The following is a 14,884-nucleotide window of genomic DNA, read 5'->3' as shown; positions in this document are numbered from 1 at the left end:
TTTCCCGTTGCAACGTATGCTTAACAAAGTGTCTTTAGCAAAGTGGCCTCAGAAAATATGCTCTCGGAAAAGTATCCTTGCCAGCAAAGCGGACTGCGATTAGAGCCTTGCGGGTCGGGTTTGCGGTTTCCCTTTTGCCGGCCCGCCGGTATAACATTAACCCCCACCAAACGCCCATGCCCCTGTCAGATTTGGACTCCACTGCGGCTCACGTCCGCCACGGCATAAAAACAGGCATTGCCGCCCTGCTCGCCCTTGTCATCGCCTCCCTGCTCGACCCCAAGTTCGGCATGTGGGCGGTGGTTTCTTCCGTCATCGTCATGCAGGTGAACGTGGCTGAATCCATCCACATGTGCTGGTACCGCTTTACCGGAACCGCCGTGGGTGCGCTCATCGGGATACTCGGCATTGTCCTGCTTCCCGAAACTCCGCTGGGAACAGCCATCGCCCTGTTCTGCTCAGTGGCTTTTTGCGCCTACATGACACGGCACAATCCGCGTTACCGCATGGCGGCCATAACCGTATCCATCGTGCTCATTGCCAGCCTCGGTGCCGAAAACCGCGTCGTGTTCAGCCTGATGCGCGTGGTGGAAATAACCATCGGCGTGCTGTGCTCCTATGTGGTTTCCATCTGGATTCTGCCCGCCCGCGTGGGCGAAGCGCTTGAGGTGCGGCTGCAGACGCAGTTTACCCGCGCATCCGACATATATGCCGCGCTGGTTGAAGATTTTCTCGGCACCACCGCCACCACCACGGAAGCGACGCTGGAACCGCTGCTCAAGGATATCGCCGCCAACCGTGGTCTGTTCCGCAAGATGCTGCGCCATGAATCACCACTCTTTGATGACAACGCCACTCTGATGGACAAGCAGATCGTGGTGCTGGAGCAATGCGCACGCCACCTTACGGGCATGCTGCGTACCGTGCTGGATATGCGCGAGGGTGGTTACAACCTGCTCATGGCGCCGGAGATACGCGCCGTGGTCACGGCATCACGCGTGGCCATGACCGCGCTAGGCGAAGACCGCGAGCCGGATGTAAATTCGCTGCGCGCCCTGCTGGACAAGGCCGACCGCAAGCTTGAAGAGTTGCGGGAATCAGGCGCCACCAAGCGTTTTTCCGCCCGCGAACTGGTGCAGGTGCTGGCCTTCTACCACTATATACAGCGCATGGGCGAAGACCTGCAGAACGCTCTTGGCCGGTCCGCCGCGCAATCCTGAATTGTGAAGAAAATCCCTTCCGGACCGGTTCGTTGACAGTATCAATGCTGTCGGCATATGTTGAACGATACTCCGCAGTTCAGGAGAGTGGACACTCCCGTACGCGGCCCAAGCCTGCAACCTTGTGCATCTGCAGCAGACACAGTTGCAGGCCGGACAGTTTTTTGCCCTGACGGGCGGATCAATATGGAACAACGCATCGGCGAGGCGCTAGACCGCCTGCTCCAGCGCAAAGGCGCGGGAACCGGCTTCAAGCTTGCGCAACTGTGGCGCAACTGGGATATGGTAATGGGGGAAGAGCTCAGACTTCTCGCCATTCCGCTCGGGCATCGCAAGACCACCCTGATCATAGGTGCGGAGGATAATATGGCGCAGCAGGAGCTGACCTATTACACCTATGAGATCATCGAACGGGTGAATGCGTTTTTGGACGAACCTTTCTTCGACAGGGTGCAGGTTGACCTGCTCATGGGCAAACCTGCGCTGGACGAGCTGAACATGCCGTCCATCGAGCGCTACATTCCCGCTCTGCCGCCAAGACCGGCACGGCTGGGAAATCTGCTCGGCAAACTCGATCCGGCATCGCCGGTAACACGCTGTTACGAAAAATACGTCCGCATGTTCGATGAGGCGGAATAGCAGCGACACAGACACGAAGGAGATGACAGATGAGTGAGACCCAGACCCCGGCAACCCTCAACCCCGCAGACAAACCCCTCGACAAGATGACCGTCAAGGAACTGCGGGAACTGGCGAGCACCCAATTCCCTCAGATCAAAGGCATCTCCAGCCTGAACAAAGGCCCGCTCATCGAGGCCATTCAGGAAGCCATGGGTGGCGCTGCCCCTGCCAAGGCAGAAGCACCCAAAGCCGCCGCGCCCAAAAAGGCTGCAAAAAAGGCCGAAGCTCCTGCCGCCAAGGCAAAGCCCGTTCGCCTGCCCGCCTTTGCCGCTAGCGAATGCACCGCAACCTCTGCCACCGGTAAAGCCAAGGCGGAAATCAAATTTCTGCGTTCCCTGCTTGCCGACACCTCGGACAACGCAACCCGCGCCGCTGCCCGCAAGCAGATGAAGCGCCTGAAAAAGCGCAGCCGCCGCATGGGTGCTGAGACTCCTGCTGCCGCTGCTTCCGAAGAATAAAATAGGGCTGTAAAAAATCCGCTTGACTTTCCACGCACTGTTCCATAAAAGTGCGTCTCCGCTGCAGGGAATACCTCTGAGGCGGAAACAACCAAGCGTCCCCATCGTCTAGCCTGGCCCAGGACACCTGCCTTTCACGCAGGCGACAGGGGTTCAAATCCCCTTGGGGACGCCACGAGAACAAAAGCCTCGATCGCAAGATCGAGGCTTTTTTCGTTGTTCAGCCGTCAGGCGCCTAATCGATGTGTAATTTTTCCCTAAAACACTTCCCGTTCTCTCTAAAGCCGTTTCCAGATCTCCCACGACACGGGTGCTCTGCTCCTATCACCGGATATAGCCTCCATCCCCGAAAGACTTACTGGAACTAACGAGTAGACGCGTTCTTGATGGCACGCTTTCCAAAAGCGTTGTCAGGAAGAAATGCGGCAGGAAAAGCTAGCCTCCCGACTTAATATGTATGAGTTGAAGGGACGGTAGTCGCCTTCCTTTTTTTTCGTAAAACCTTACACAACTCCTGCCATTACTGACATTTTCTCTCTCAACCTTGTCAAAATGGCTTAACTTTCTGAAAGGCATGCGCTATAGGCAAACTAATATCCAACCAATGACATTCAAAAGGGAGGGAGTCCGGTGCAATTATCCCTGTTTGGAGACACGCCTCAAGAACCTGCTGCCGGTTCGCTACATCTTAAATATTCGGGCGAGGCCACTGAAAAGCATTCCATCAACGCCGAACTCTACGCCCGTTCCCTTCTCGGATTCGACCGCTCATTCAAGCGCACGAATAGGTTCCTTCTCGGACACGCTACAAATCTTGAAGTTCAAGCTGAGCAGCCCAGCTCATTTAAAGGAATGCTTGAATATGCGCTTTCACCTCAGGGTAAAAATGACATTGCATTCTGGCTTGCCATAATGTCCTTTTTTGGAATCGACGCAAAATCATTCGCCAAAGTGCCCATGCTACTCTTCGAGCTCCTCATCGATCTTATTAAAAAAGCAAAAGGCAAAAAGGAACAGCTTCGAGAGCACATTAAGAAGCTTGAGCTCGACAAAGAGGCCACAGAAAAATTGCAACGCCTTGTTGAGAATAATGAGCTTCGCAGATCTCTGGACGAAATGACGTTTCTCTTAGAATTTGCCGGTTTGGAAGCTATGGAAATCCAACAACCAGGACTCGCTACGGTCACCATCACCAAAAAAGAGCGTCCGTATTTTATTGCTCAGCCCGAAGACGAGGTGACAGTGGAAAGCGACGACAAGGTGGTCTCAATCATCTATCTTTCGCCGGAAAGATCCAAATGGCAGTTCAAAAGCGGAGCCAGCGAATTCTGGGCCGAAGTTCTGGATACAAAGTTCCTCGACAAAATGCAGGATAAGAATCTGGACGAGATTATTGACCTCAAATTCTCAGCCACGGTCGAAAAGACTACCACCAAGGAAGCGCACACAAAGCAAATCAAGGTATCTCGCACTATATCCAATTTCACGATGTTTTCATCTCCAACGCAAATTCCCCTGCTGTAGGGTGCCATTAAAACATGTCTGCTAAATGCCAGAATCCGTGCCAGACACGCATTCCCGAGACAAAAGCAACCAAAATTTAACTTTATTTGCATAAGGGACCCTATTTTCACGCAGGCGACAGGGGTTCAAATCCCCTTGGGGACGCCACGAGAACAAAAGCCTCGATCGCAAGATCGAGGCTTTTTTCGTTGTGGTGCCATGAGTCTGTCACAGGTGCCAGACTAGTCAGACCACGGGAGCCAAGGCAGGCCTTCGCGCAGTGCCGCACGCGTGCGGGATACCGGATCCTCGCCATAACCGTACACACGCATCCCGAAAATATGCAGCATTATACTGGCCGCACGTGCGCGACTCGTCTCACCATCATATTCGCGCTCCAGAGTGCTTTGAAACAGCGCTTCCACATCACGCAGGGCAGCGGCTGCCACCGCGTAGAGTTCGTTTCCGTCATGTGCCAGTTCCAGTTGAGTCTTGACCAGAAAACAGCTGAGAAATCTATTCCGCTCAGGCTCAAGGGCCATACCATCCAGAATCCGGCAAATGCCTTCGCCCACGCTCGGGGCGGCATCCAGCGTTGTGCGGATCTTCCCGAGATTCCGTTGGGCGTAGCGCTCAAGCGCTTCCTTGAACAGCGCCTCCTTGTTCCCGAAGGAGAAATAGATGGAACCGGGCTTGAGCCCCGTTTTTTCCACCACCTGCTGCATGGATGAACCGTTAAAACCGTTCATCCAGAACAGTTCGAGTGCCCTGTCGAGAATATCATCCCTGTCATATTGCGCCCTGGCCATAACTACCCCCGATATTTGAATCCGGACTCAGGGTCCGATGCGTTCTGCCCTTGAACTTGAATAAACATTCAAAAAGCTGTTGACAAGAGCTTTTGCCATCCATAACTTTAACGAACATTCAAGTTGATCATAGAACAACTCGCAATCCGCTCAAACACAAGGAGCACAGCATGACCCTTACGCAGCAACTCGCAGAGCAGAAGGCCCAGAGCACTGCCAGAATTCCGGAGACAGCCCGCAAAATCATGTCCGCCGAGCTTTCCCTGCTCATCGAATCGCACATGGTGGAAAATGCGCCCAAGGTCGGCGACACCTTGAAAGAGTTCACCCTGCCCAACCAGAACGGCAAGACGAAAAGCCTTTCATCGTTTCTCGCAAACGGCCCCGTTGTGATCACCTTTTACCGTGGCGGCTGGTGCCCATATTGCAACATAGAACTGCGCGCATATCAGGCTGCACTGCCGGAAATCACGGCGCAAGGCGCAACCCTGATAGCCATAACCCCGGAGCAGCCGGATAACTCACTTTCCACCGCCGAAAAGAACGCACTGGCCTTTGACGTGCTCTCCGACATCAATTCCGAGTACGCCCGCGAAATTGGCATTGTCTTCTCCGTGTCGGACGAACTGCGCACCGTATACAGCGGATTCGGCATCGATCTGGACAAGCACAACGGTCAGGGCCGCTATGACCTGCCGCTGGCTGCCACCTTTGTTATCGACACCAACGGCACTGTCGCGTGGGCCTTTGTTCACGAAGATTACACCCTGCGCGCTGATCCTGTTGATGTGGTGAACGCGCTGAAAGCGCTGCGCTAAGAAAGCCACTCACCCGCCTTCGCTGCAGCTTTCCATACCGGTTACGCGGCAACAGGTTGAAGGTATCGGGGAGAATGACCATCGTTCCAGAAGAGAGTTACGGGAAAAGAGGGGACACCGCACGGTGCCTCCTCTTTCTTATGATCATTTGAGCCTGTGCCTACGCAGCACCCCAACCCCAGAATCCGCGCCCCAAGCCCGTCTTGATTCCTCCGTGGTCCGACACAATTCTTCTTGTCCGACATACTCTTTCTGGGTCCGACATACTCTTTCTGGGTCCGACATGATCTTCCGGGGCCAGATATGATCTAGGGTGCATGGCCTCCGCAGCCCTCTGCATGAAGCCAATGGTCAGCATGGTTTCGTTCAACGCAGGAATGGACAACATTCTGGACTTGACTAAAACCTTACCATATAAAGGGCAGATTCCGTCTTCAACCTCTTCCCAAATATCAAATCATGACAACCACTCCAGCAATTACAACAGAAACAACGCATCATCGCGCTCTGTACATTGGGTTCTTCATATACATCCTCGTACTGTGCTCTCTGTCGTTTCTTGTATATCCCGTAGCGGACGACTATTCTTATCCGCTGAAAATCAGAAGCATACCGTTTCTTGAGTACTATTCCTCGTTTTACAATATCTGGTCGGGCCGCTTCGCATCCAACCTGTTCATTCCCGTTCTTGGGACACTGAACCCGCATATTGCCATATACCAGTTCCTCCCGGTCTTTCTCATTCTGGGCTTTGCAGGCGGAGCTTACTACTTTATCACAAGCTTCTTCAGACAGAGCAGGAGCATCTCCCTGTTCCTGACGGCTGCCTTTTGCGCCACCTATTTTTCCGGTTACGTCTCGCCTGCCCAAGGCATCTACTGGATGTCCGGCGGCTTCACGTACCAGATCGCGTTCAACGCATTCATCATTCTTCTCGGATCAATGTCCCTTCTTTCCGACGGCACGTCACGATCCTGGCTTTTCCACGCAGCCACAATACTGTGCATTGCCGTTGCCACAGGCTGCAATGAAGTAACCATGTTCAGCACTGTGACGATAATGCTTGCCGCAGCAGTTATCGCCGTATTGCACCGCAATGCGAACAGAAAGACCTATCTCGCCTATGCTTTGCTGGCCCTTGTGCTCAGTTGCATAGCCACCTTTGCTCCCGGCAATTTTGCGCGTGCTGCAGCAGACAGCCGACATCCCTCCCTGCTTGTCTGGTTCGGCATAACCAGCCTGCGCGCACTTGGCGGTGGATTTGAAGCATTCAAATGGCTTGTGCTCTCTCCCTTCCTCATCTTCATTGCCGCCGCAGCTCCCTTTCTGAAATCCCTCTTTCAGGGGAACCTCATTCCCGCATGGTCGAACCGGAACAATGCCATTCTGGCATTTGCCGTTATCTGGCTCTGCTTCTTCTGGGACTACTTCGTTTCCATATGGTCATCAGGAAAACACCCCTACGCGCGAATCAACAACGCCATTTACACGGACGTGCTGTTGTCCTGTCTGGCCTTTTACGCCGTGTACATTGCCCCCCGCCTTTCCGGGCGGGTTACGGCTCTGGCCCGCAGGCATCACCGAGTGCTGTGCTGGTGTCTCGCTGCCGCAGTGCTTCTCATGCCCAATTCCCTCAACATCATCATCAACACCTTCAACGGGAATTTTGCCACGCACCGCGCCATTGTTTCGGATCAATACCAAAAAGCCCTTGAAGCAGGCAGCAACGGCAGCATCACCGTTACGGCCTCGCCCGTAGCCCCGCGTCCCGTTTTCTTCCGGCATCTGCATGATCCTGACAGGAAATGGATTCTTTCCACCTACAAAAACTATTGGGAGCTGCAGGATGTTCAAATCGCAGCCCCCGCCAGCCAACGGTAAGCGCCATGAATGTCAGCACAACCACAGGTTTGATCTGCACCCCCCCGGAGAACCGGCAGAATCCCTCACTGCTGAGCCTCGTCATTCCCATGTACAACGAGAAAGACGGGCTGGACGTACTCTTTGGTGCCATTGAGGCGCTCCGCATACATCTCGGCGTCTCCATAGAAGTTGTCTGCATTGACGACGGAAGTGCAGACGGCACCTTCGAGGCGCTCACACAACGGCAGGAGCCGTATATCAGAGCCTTCCGGTTATCCCGCAACTTCGGCAAGGAGGTTGCCCTTTCCGCCGGTCTGGATATGTGCAAAGGCGATGTGGTTGTTCCTATCGATGCCGACCTGCAGGAACCGCCCGACACCATTCCGCGTATGCTGGAAGAATGGCGCAAGGGACACGACGTGGTGTTCGCCATACGCAGAACCCGGGAGCACGACACAAAGGCAAAGCGCCTTTCTGCTGGCCTGTTCTACAAGTTTTTCAACATGATAAGCGAATCGAAAATTCCCGAAAATGCCGGCGACTTCCGCATGATGGACAGAGCGGTTGTCGATGTCATACGCAGCATGCCCGAACGTAACCGCTTCATGAAGGGCCTGCTCTCCTGGCCGGGATTCTCCACTGCGAGCGTATACTTCGACAGGCCGGAACGGCACACGGGCGACAGCAAGTGGAAGCCTCTGGGGCTGGTGAAACTGGCCATAGACGGGCTGACATCTTTTTCCATAGTTCCGCTTCGCGTGGCATCCATCTGCGGCGCAGCCGTTTCCACCATGGCCTTTTTCTTCGCCCTGTATGTAGTTGCCAAGCATCTGCTGGTCGGCGACCCGGTGCAGGGCTACGCATCCATGATAACGGTGATAGCCTTCCTCGGCGGCATGCAGCTCATGGCACTGGGGGTTCTCGGTGAATATGTGGGCAGGATTTATATCGAATCCAAACGCCGCCCGCTCTACATTATCTCGCAGGTTCATGAAAAAGCAGAACGCTGAAATGCAAAACACCTCCTCACCTGCCCTCCCCGGAACCCGGGCTGAGAAAATGCATCACTATGTCCGCTTCATTGCCGCCGGGGTGGCAAATACCGCGGTGCACTTCATCGTGTTTTCGCTCCTCATCGGCACCATGAGCATTGAAGTGGCAAACGTGTTTGCGTTTCTTACAGCCAACCTGTTTTCCTTCTTCGTGGCCTCGTATTTCGTTTTCAAGGTGCGTTCCCGTTCATTCAGGCAATACCTGCTGTTCCTTTGCGTATCGAGCGTCGGGGCCGCCATCAGCTATGGCATAGGCATTTTCTGCGGCCGCATGCAGCTGCCGCCCCTTGCGGCTCCGCTGCTTGTTGCTGTCATCATCCCCCCCATCAGTTATCTGCTGCAACGGTTCGTCTTCTGGGGAAAAGCCACAGCTGACCGAAAAACGCCGTAGCCTGCAAAATCCTCCCGGCACCTGCCATCAGTACAACAAAAAGCGCCCCGGCCATCAAAGGCGGGGGCGCTTACTTATTCTTCCGGCGTACTCATCCGGCGTATTCATCTGGCGTATTCATCTGGCACAGCATCTGGTGCACCATCTGACGCACCATCCGGCACAGCATTCGGCGCAGCATTCGGGATGTGTCGCGCAATCCCGAAGCTGGCGCAGGAGCTTGCGCGTGGGCTTAGCGCATGCTCTCCATGCTCGAAACCGTGCCACTGAGCTGGGCAGCCAGCTCGTTGAGGCGGACAACGGACCTGCCGGACTTCTGCAGCTCCTGCGATGAGTGGGTGGCTGTTACATGAATCTCTTCCGAAGAGCGGGCAATCTGCTCGTTGGTCACGCTCTGCTCCTCGGCGGCCGTGGCAATGGAGCGCACCTGATCTGCCGTTCTGCCTGCCAGCTGCAGAATGGACTTCAGGGCATCTCCTGCCTGTGTGGCCAGATCAACAGCATGGCGGATCTTGGCGGTCGTTTCCGTGGTTGCCCTGCAATTCTTGTTGGTGCTCACCTGAATGGCGCCCACATACTCTGCCACCTGCTTGGTGGCGTGCACGGTCTTTTCTGCCAGTTTGCGCACTTCGTCTGCCACCACGGCAAAACCGCGTCCGGCATCTCCGGCCCGCGCCGCTTCAATGGCAGCGTTCAGCGCAAGCAGGTTGGTCTGATCCGCAATGTCGTTGATGACGGAAATGATTTCGCCAATACCATCCGCCTGCTTCTGCAGCACTTCCATGTCGGAGACAAGGGTATCCCCACGGTCGCTCACTTCCCGCACCGTGGAAATGACACTGGAGACCACATCGGCCCCGCCCATGGCGGTTTCGCGTGTTTCCGCCGCAATCCGGGCGGAATCGGAGGCGCTGCGGGCAATGTCGGCTACGGTGGCGTTCATCTGGTCAATGGCGGCCGCCACGTTTGAGGTACGGTCCTTCTGGTTTTCCGCACCTGAACGACAGGATGCAATCACAGTCTCAAGATCATGGGCAGCCACTTCCAGCTCGCTGCTGATTCGTGCAACCTCACCGGCACTCTGGGCCAGCTTGGCATTCTGTTCGTTGATCAGCCGTTCACGCCTGCGACTGTCAGTCAGATCGAAAAAGCTTGAAATGGCACCGAGCAGGTGGCCGTCCATGTCATAGAAGGGGGTGGCCTTCACATCCGCAACAACCTTGTGGCCCTTACCCGTGGTCAGCACCATTTCCTTGTGCAGAGGCGCGCGCTGCTTGATGGCTTCCACACACACGCAGCCGCTCTGCCCTTCTGCTGCAAGCAGACGGCTCGTGGATTCTCCGGCATAGTCGGAAGGCTTGCCGGACTTTTCTGCCAGTTCAAGCAGGTGGTCGTTAGTCCATTCCACAATGCCTTCACCGTTGGTCACCAGACAGGGCACGCTTAACCCCTCAAGCACCCCCTGCGCATAGGCTATGCGCTTGCGCAACTGCTGCACCATCAGGTTAAGGGATTCCATGAGCACGGCAAGTTCACCCCTGAAGGAAGCCACATCAATCTCTCTGTAATCACCATTGGCCACATCTTCGGCAAAACGCCGCGCTGTGCGCAGGGGATTGGTGATGGAACGCAGCACAAGGAAACTGCAGATGCCCAGCAGCGCCACCACTCCCCCAAGCGAGCCCAGCGCGACGATACGAGCCTTTCTGACCGACTCGGCAAAGTCGGCCATGGACTTGTCGAAGCCTTCTTCCTTTATGCGGATCAGCTCTCCGAAATATTTGCGCGACTGCATGGCCAGCGGCGTTGCAGATTCACCATACGCGCCGTAGTAGGTGTGTCGTTCATCGCTCGGCACCGTTGCAAGCTCTCGAGAAAAGCGCCTGCCGTCTTCCACAAAGCTGAGAGCGGCTTCTTCCGCCTTGGCAACCAGCGCGATTTGCTCATCTCCCTCGGCGGAATCGCGCAGGATTCTGAAGCTGTCCCGTATATCGGAAATACGGCCGTCCAGGCTCTTCATATCCTTGTCATAGTTGCTGCCGAGCATGATATTGCGGGTGAGACGGCTGACATAGTTGATGTCGCGGTTGATGGCGAGCGTGGCCATCTTGCCGTCGATGTGTATATTTTTCATTGTCTCGAAGGTCTTACCCAGATCGGACAATGCCGTGAGCGATACGCCGGCGATAGCCCCCATTGCCAACATACTGAAAACGCTGAGCAGCAGGAACCGGGCGGAAATGGTCTGTAGCCAGAACTTCATGGAACTCTCCTTATTAGTAAGCAACGGCACACCTCAGTAACGCGGTGTCCAGACTGCAACCAGCGTTCCACGAAAATGGCATGGTGCAACATGCCGATTTATCGACACCTCCTATTATCTGCCATGACAACGGCACTATACACATGCATCCTCCGGTTTACAGACGGCGCCACACCTGCGGGGTGTTGTGGCCCTGCAACTCCTCTGATAGATTACCTTGTTCCGAACTCATCAACAGTGGAGAAACCCATGACAGCAAAGGTTCCTGCAACCTTTTTCCATTACCTGCTCACATTATTCCTGCTTGCAGGCTCGCACGCGTTTGCCGCCTCTTCCGGAACAGCAGGACAAAGCACGGGGGCATATCCCTTTGCAAACCGGTATGAGGCCACCGTTTTCGGCACGCCTCCCGAGTTCCGCTTCCAGCTCAAGCAGCGCGTGACGCCGGTGACCCCTTCTGTACGGTCCATCAGCATCGAAAACAGGCAGGTTCCCGAAATCTTCTGGTACTGCAAATCTGTCGAATATGCCGAGATGCTCCAGAAGGACGAAGCTCCGCTCATTTTCATCATTGCCGGAACAGGCGGGAGGTTCAGCTCCTCCAAGGTGGAGTTCCTGCAGCGCCTCTTCTACGATGCGGGCTATCACACCGTGGCCCTGTCTTCGCCCACGCACTTCAATTACATTGCCAGCCTGTCAAAGCACGGCGTAGCAGGCTATGTTCCCTATGACACGGAAGATCTCTACACCCTGATGCAGTGGGTAAAGGAAGATGTGGAATCGCGCCGCAAGGTCAGCCGTTACAGCGTAACGGGCTATAGCCTCGGCGCCATGCACTCGGCCTTTCTGGCGGAACGCGACAGGCACGAGAAGCGCTTCAACTTCGACAAGGTACTGCTCATCAACCCGCCGGTAGACCTTTTCAGCTCCGCCACAACCTTTGATTCGTGGCTGGAAGCCCAAAATGGAAACCAGACCCCCCAAAAGGCCATAGACAAGTTCATCCGGCAGTTCTCTGAATTCTACAAATCAAACAATTTCGCGCAGCTGGACAGCGAAGTCCTCTACCGCTTCTTCACCACGGTGGATATGACCGATACGGAACTGAAGCAGCTTATCGGGGCCAGCTTCCGTCTTACCTCGTCGTCCATGATCTTCACCTCGGACGTGTGCCTCAATGCCGGATATGTGGTGCCCGCCAACACGCACCTCGATACAGCCTCGCCCCTGATGCGCTATTTCGATACGGCCAGCCAGATCACGTTTCAGGACTACTTCCGCGAATTTCTGCTGCCGTATCTGCAATATACTGACTCCGGCATGACGGAAGAAAAGGCCCTTGCAGACTGTTCATTACGCAAAATTGCAGACTTTCTGCGCACGTCGGACAACATACGGCTTGTGGGTAACGAGGATGATCCCATCCTGCAGACGGACGAGGTCGCCTTCCTGAAACAGACCTTCGGCAAACGGGCAACGCTTTTTGCAACGGGGGGCCACTGCGGCAACATGCAATACGTCGATTTCGCGCAGGCCATGCTGCGTGCCATGGAACGGCAGGAGTAAGCCATGAAGACAGCACACCCCTCCCGCGCCATCATGACCCGCTCCCTGATTCGCTCCCTGATCCGCCTCATAGGGCTTCTTGTCTGCCTCTGCGCACTGGCAGGGTGCGGCGCCACACGGACCGCCCCTGAAAGGACTCTGGAAAAAACACCTTTCCGAACCCCGGTATCACATGTCGTGACCGCACCGCAGGCAGAAGATGAAGCCGAGCAGAGAAAGATGAAAAATGTCTCACTGCTTGCCGTCAACGATCCTGCCGAGCGATTGAACAGAACGATCTACACGTTCAACGCCAAGCTCGACCGCGCCGTGCTCATTCCCGTGGTCACGGGCTACGAAGCCGTGGTGCCCCCGCAGCTCCGCTCCGGCATTGCCAACGGCATAAGCAACATCAACGAAATCCCCAGACTGGCAAACGCCATGCTGCAGGGCGATCCTTCCAAATGCGGCATCATCGTGGCGCGGTTCGTCATCAACTCCACGCTGGGCATAGGCGGTTTGTTCGATCCCGCCACGAAGCTCGAGTTCTATCCGCAGAACGAAGATTTCGGCCAGACCCTCGGCGTATGGGGCGTCCCTCAGGGCCCCTATGTGGTGCTGCCGGTATACGGTCCCTCCAACATCCGCGATTCTGTGGGCCTTGCCGGTGACATGGTGTTTGCCTACTACCAGATGGAATATTTGTATGAACTGGCCGAGATCGGCGACCGCGACACGGCCAGGTACACCAACACAGTGGTGCGCGGGGTGAACACACGGGCGGGAATTCCCTTCCGGTACTACACGATGGATACGCCCTTCGAATACGAAATCCTGCGCTTTGCCTACACAAAGGCACGGCAGCTCGAATCGGAACGCTGACCGCAGAAACTGGCAAAGCCGCAGCCCCGGAAGGGACTGCGGCTTTTTTTCTTCATCCGGAATCGCGAAATATCATACCCCGCTCTTACAGGATGCTGTATTTTCATAATATCGAACAATTTAAGGTTTCTATACAAAAACCTCGATATATCAGAGGCTGCAATGGGAAAGGTCAACGCATCAGACCTGCGGACGGGAATGATACTCGCCTCCGACGCGTTCAGCTCCAACGGCAGGTTGCTTCTTCCCAGAGGGACCGTGCTGGACGAGCAGCACATACGCGTGCTCAAGATTTGGGGAGCACTTGATGCCGACATAGAACATGTTTCCGCAGGCGAGGCACAACAGGAATCGCTGCTCAGCATACCGGAACACGATCTTGCCGCTGCACGCCAGTTTGTGGACAGCCTTTTCAGCGCGGCGAATCTTGCCTCACCGCCCATGCCGGAACTCCACACCGCCTGCATGAAGTTGTATGTCAGCCGGTTGCAGGCCGGTCAGACTCTTTCTACCGACACCTTCAACTGGAACCCCATTCCCCAACCGGACAACATCTCGAAATCCAGCCTTGAGGAGTTCGTGAATACCGACAAGGGGCTCGCCTCTTTTCCCGACATATACTTCCGCATAAGCAATGCACTTGAAGACCCGAGCTCCACGGCCAACAAGCTGGCCGAGGTCATTTCCAAAGACCCCAGCATCAGCGCCAAGCTGCTCAGCCTGGTCAACAGTCCGTTCTACGGCTTCGGGCAGCGCATAGACTCGCTCAGCAGAAGCGTGGCTCTTGTGGGCGCACGCGAAATAAGCCAGCTGGCGCTTGGCGTGGCCGTCATCGACCTGTTCATCGGCGTGCCGGACGGCATCATCTCCGTACGTGGCTTCTGGCAGCACTCCGTTGCCTGCGGTGTGCTGAACCGCATCCTTGCCTCGCATATGCAGGGCATGCAGCAGGAACGCTGTTTCGTCATAGGCCTGCTGCACGACATAGGCCGTCTGGTCATGCTCAAACTGGCCCCCCAGCATGTGGCGTGGGCAGTAAACCTGTCTCGGACCACCGGCATTTCCCTCTATCTGGCGGAACGGACCATCTTCGGATTCGATCATACGGATGTTGCAAGGGCCCTGTTCAAACGATGGAATCTGCCCGAAGAGCTGCTTGACGGCGTTGCCGAACACCATGGCCTGAATGATATTCCCTCTGTTGAAGCCGCCCTGTGCTCTGTGGCGGATACGCTCGCCATAGCCATGGGGTTCGGTGCCAACGGCTCCATACTCGTCCGCACCATTCCCCCGACGATATGGAAAACAATAAACCTGCCCGAAAGCGCCATTGAAGCAACAATACTTGCTGCCGAACGACAGATTCACGACATCACCAGTATTTTTCTCAGCTGACCGC

At 55.4% G+C, this 14,884-nt stretch carries 13 protein-coding genes and 1 tRNA gene; 12 read left to right on the top strand and 2 right to left on the bottom strand.

The annotated features are described in order from the left end of the window. The first annotated feature begins 176 nt into the window (after positions 1–176). From HUV30_RS03410 to HUV30_RS03390, 5 genes are all read left to right on the top strand, one after another. Positions 177–1,220, top strand: coding sequence for an FUSC family protein (locus HUV30_RS03410; RefSeq protein ID WP_174404034.1), 1,044 nt, complete (start codon positions 177–179; stop codon positions 1,218–1,220). A 186-nt stretch (positions 1,221–1,406) separates the two neighbouring features. Then, a complete protein-coding gene (locus HUV30_RS03405) occupies positions 1,407–1,859 on the top strand; it encodes a DciA family protein (RefSeq protein ID WP_174404033.1) in 453 nt (150 codons plus the stop codon). Positions 1,860–1,888: 29 nt separating this feature from the next. Then, positions 1,889–2,359 carry a hypothetical protein gene (locus tag HUV30_RS03400; protein WP_174404032.1) on the top strand — a complete coding sequence of 157 codons (471 nt, stop codon included), beginning with the start codon at positions 1,889–1,891 and terminating at the stop codon, positions 2,357–2,359. 97 nt (positions 2,360–2,456) lie between these two features. Then, a tRNA-Glu gene (locus tag HUV30_RS03395) sits at positions 2,457–2,534 on the top strand. Positions 2,535–2,989: 455 nt separating this feature from the next. Further along, a complete protein-coding gene (locus tag HUV30_RS03390; RefSeq protein WP_174404031.1) occupies positions 2,990–3,883 on the top strand; it encodes an LAPAL motif-containing putative phage structural protein in 894 nt (297 codons plus the stop codon). Positions 3,884–4,104: 221 nt separating this feature from the next. Here the strand turns inward: HUV30_RS03390 and HUV30_RS03385 are convergent, their stop codons facing one another. Next, positions 4,105–4,671: a TetR/AcrR family transcriptional regulator gene (locus HUV30_RS03385; protein WP_174404030.1), complete on the bottom strand. Its 567-nt coding sequence runs from the start codon at positions 4,669–4,671 to the stop codon at positions 4,105–4,107. 170 nt (positions 4,672–4,841) lie between these two features. Between HUV30_RS03385 and HUV30_RS03380 the strand changes: the two genes are divergently transcribed. From HUV30_RS03380 to HUV30_RS03365, 4 genes are all read left to right on the top strand, one after another. Further along, complete coding sequence (locus tag HUV30_RS03380) at positions 4,842–5,489, top strand: peroxiredoxin-like family protein (protein ID WP_174404029.1); 648 nt, start codon at positions 4,842–4,844, stop codon at positions 5,487–5,489. 459 nt (positions 5,490–5,948) lie between these two features. Next, complete coding sequence (locus tag HUV30_RS03375; protein WP_174404028.1) at positions 5,949–7,370, top strand: DUF6056 family protein; 1,422 nt, start codon at positions 5,949–5,951, stop codon at positions 7,368–7,370. 5 nt (positions 7,371–7,375) lie between these two features. Then, positions 7,376–8,362 carry a glycosyltransferase family 2 protein gene (locus HUV30_RS03370; RefSeq protein WP_174404027.1) on the top strand — a complete coding sequence of 329 codons (987 nt, stop codon included), beginning with the start codon at positions 7,376–7,378 and terminating at the stop codon, positions 8,360–8,362. Positions 8,363–8,411: 49 nt separating this feature from the next. Then, positions 8,412–8,795 (top strand): GtrA family protein, encoded by a 384-nt coding sequence (locus HUV30_RS03365; protein ID WP_174404026.1) that lies wholly within the window; start codon positions 8,412–8,414, stop codon positions 8,793–8,795. A 232-nt stretch (positions 8,796–9,027) separates the two neighbouring features. Here the strand turns inward: HUV30_RS03365 and HUV30_RS03360 are convergent, their stop codons facing one another. Further along, complete coding sequence (locus HUV30_RS03360) at positions 9,028–11,058, bottom strand: methyl-accepting chemotaxis protein (RefSeq protein WP_174404025.1); 2,031 nt, start codon at positions 11,056–11,058, stop codon at positions 9,028–9,030. 249 nt (positions 11,059–11,307) lie between these two features. Between HUV30_RS03360 and HUV30_RS03355 the strand changes: the two genes are divergently transcribed. From HUV30_RS03355 to HUV30_RS03345, 3 genes are all read left to right on the top strand, one after another. Beyond that, positions 11,308–12,624 carry an alpha/beta hydrolase fold domain-containing protein gene (locus tag HUV30_RS03355; RefSeq protein WP_174404024.1) on the top strand — a complete coding sequence of 439 codons (1,317 nt, stop codon included), beginning with the start codon at positions 11,308–11,310 and terminating at the stop codon, positions 12,622–12,624. A 3-nt stretch (positions 12,625–12,627) separates the two neighbouring features. Further along, positions 12,628–13,485, top strand: coding sequence for an MlaA family lipoprotein (locus HUV30_RS03350; RefSeq protein WP_174404023.1), 858 nt, complete (start codon positions 12,628–12,630; stop codon positions 13,483–13,485). A 162-nt stretch (positions 13,486–13,647) separates the two neighbouring features. Beyond that, positions 13,648–14,880 (top strand): HDOD domain-containing protein, encoded by a 1,233-nt coding sequence (locus tag HUV30_RS03345; RefSeq protein ID WP_174404022.1) that lies wholly within the window; start codon positions 13,648–13,650, stop codon positions 14,878–14,880. The last annotated feature ends 4 nt before the right edge of the window (positions 14,881–14,884 follow it).

This window comes from Desulfovibrio subterraneus, from assembly GCF_013340285.1.
In the GTDB taxonomy this organism is placed as follows: domain Bacteria; phylum Desulfobacterota; class Desulfovibrionia; order Desulfovibrionales; family Desulfovibrionaceae; genus Halodesulfovibrio; species Halodesulfovibrio subterraneus.
Note: the sequence above shows the minus strand (reverse complement) of the source record. Positions and strands in the feature narration are given on the sequence as shown.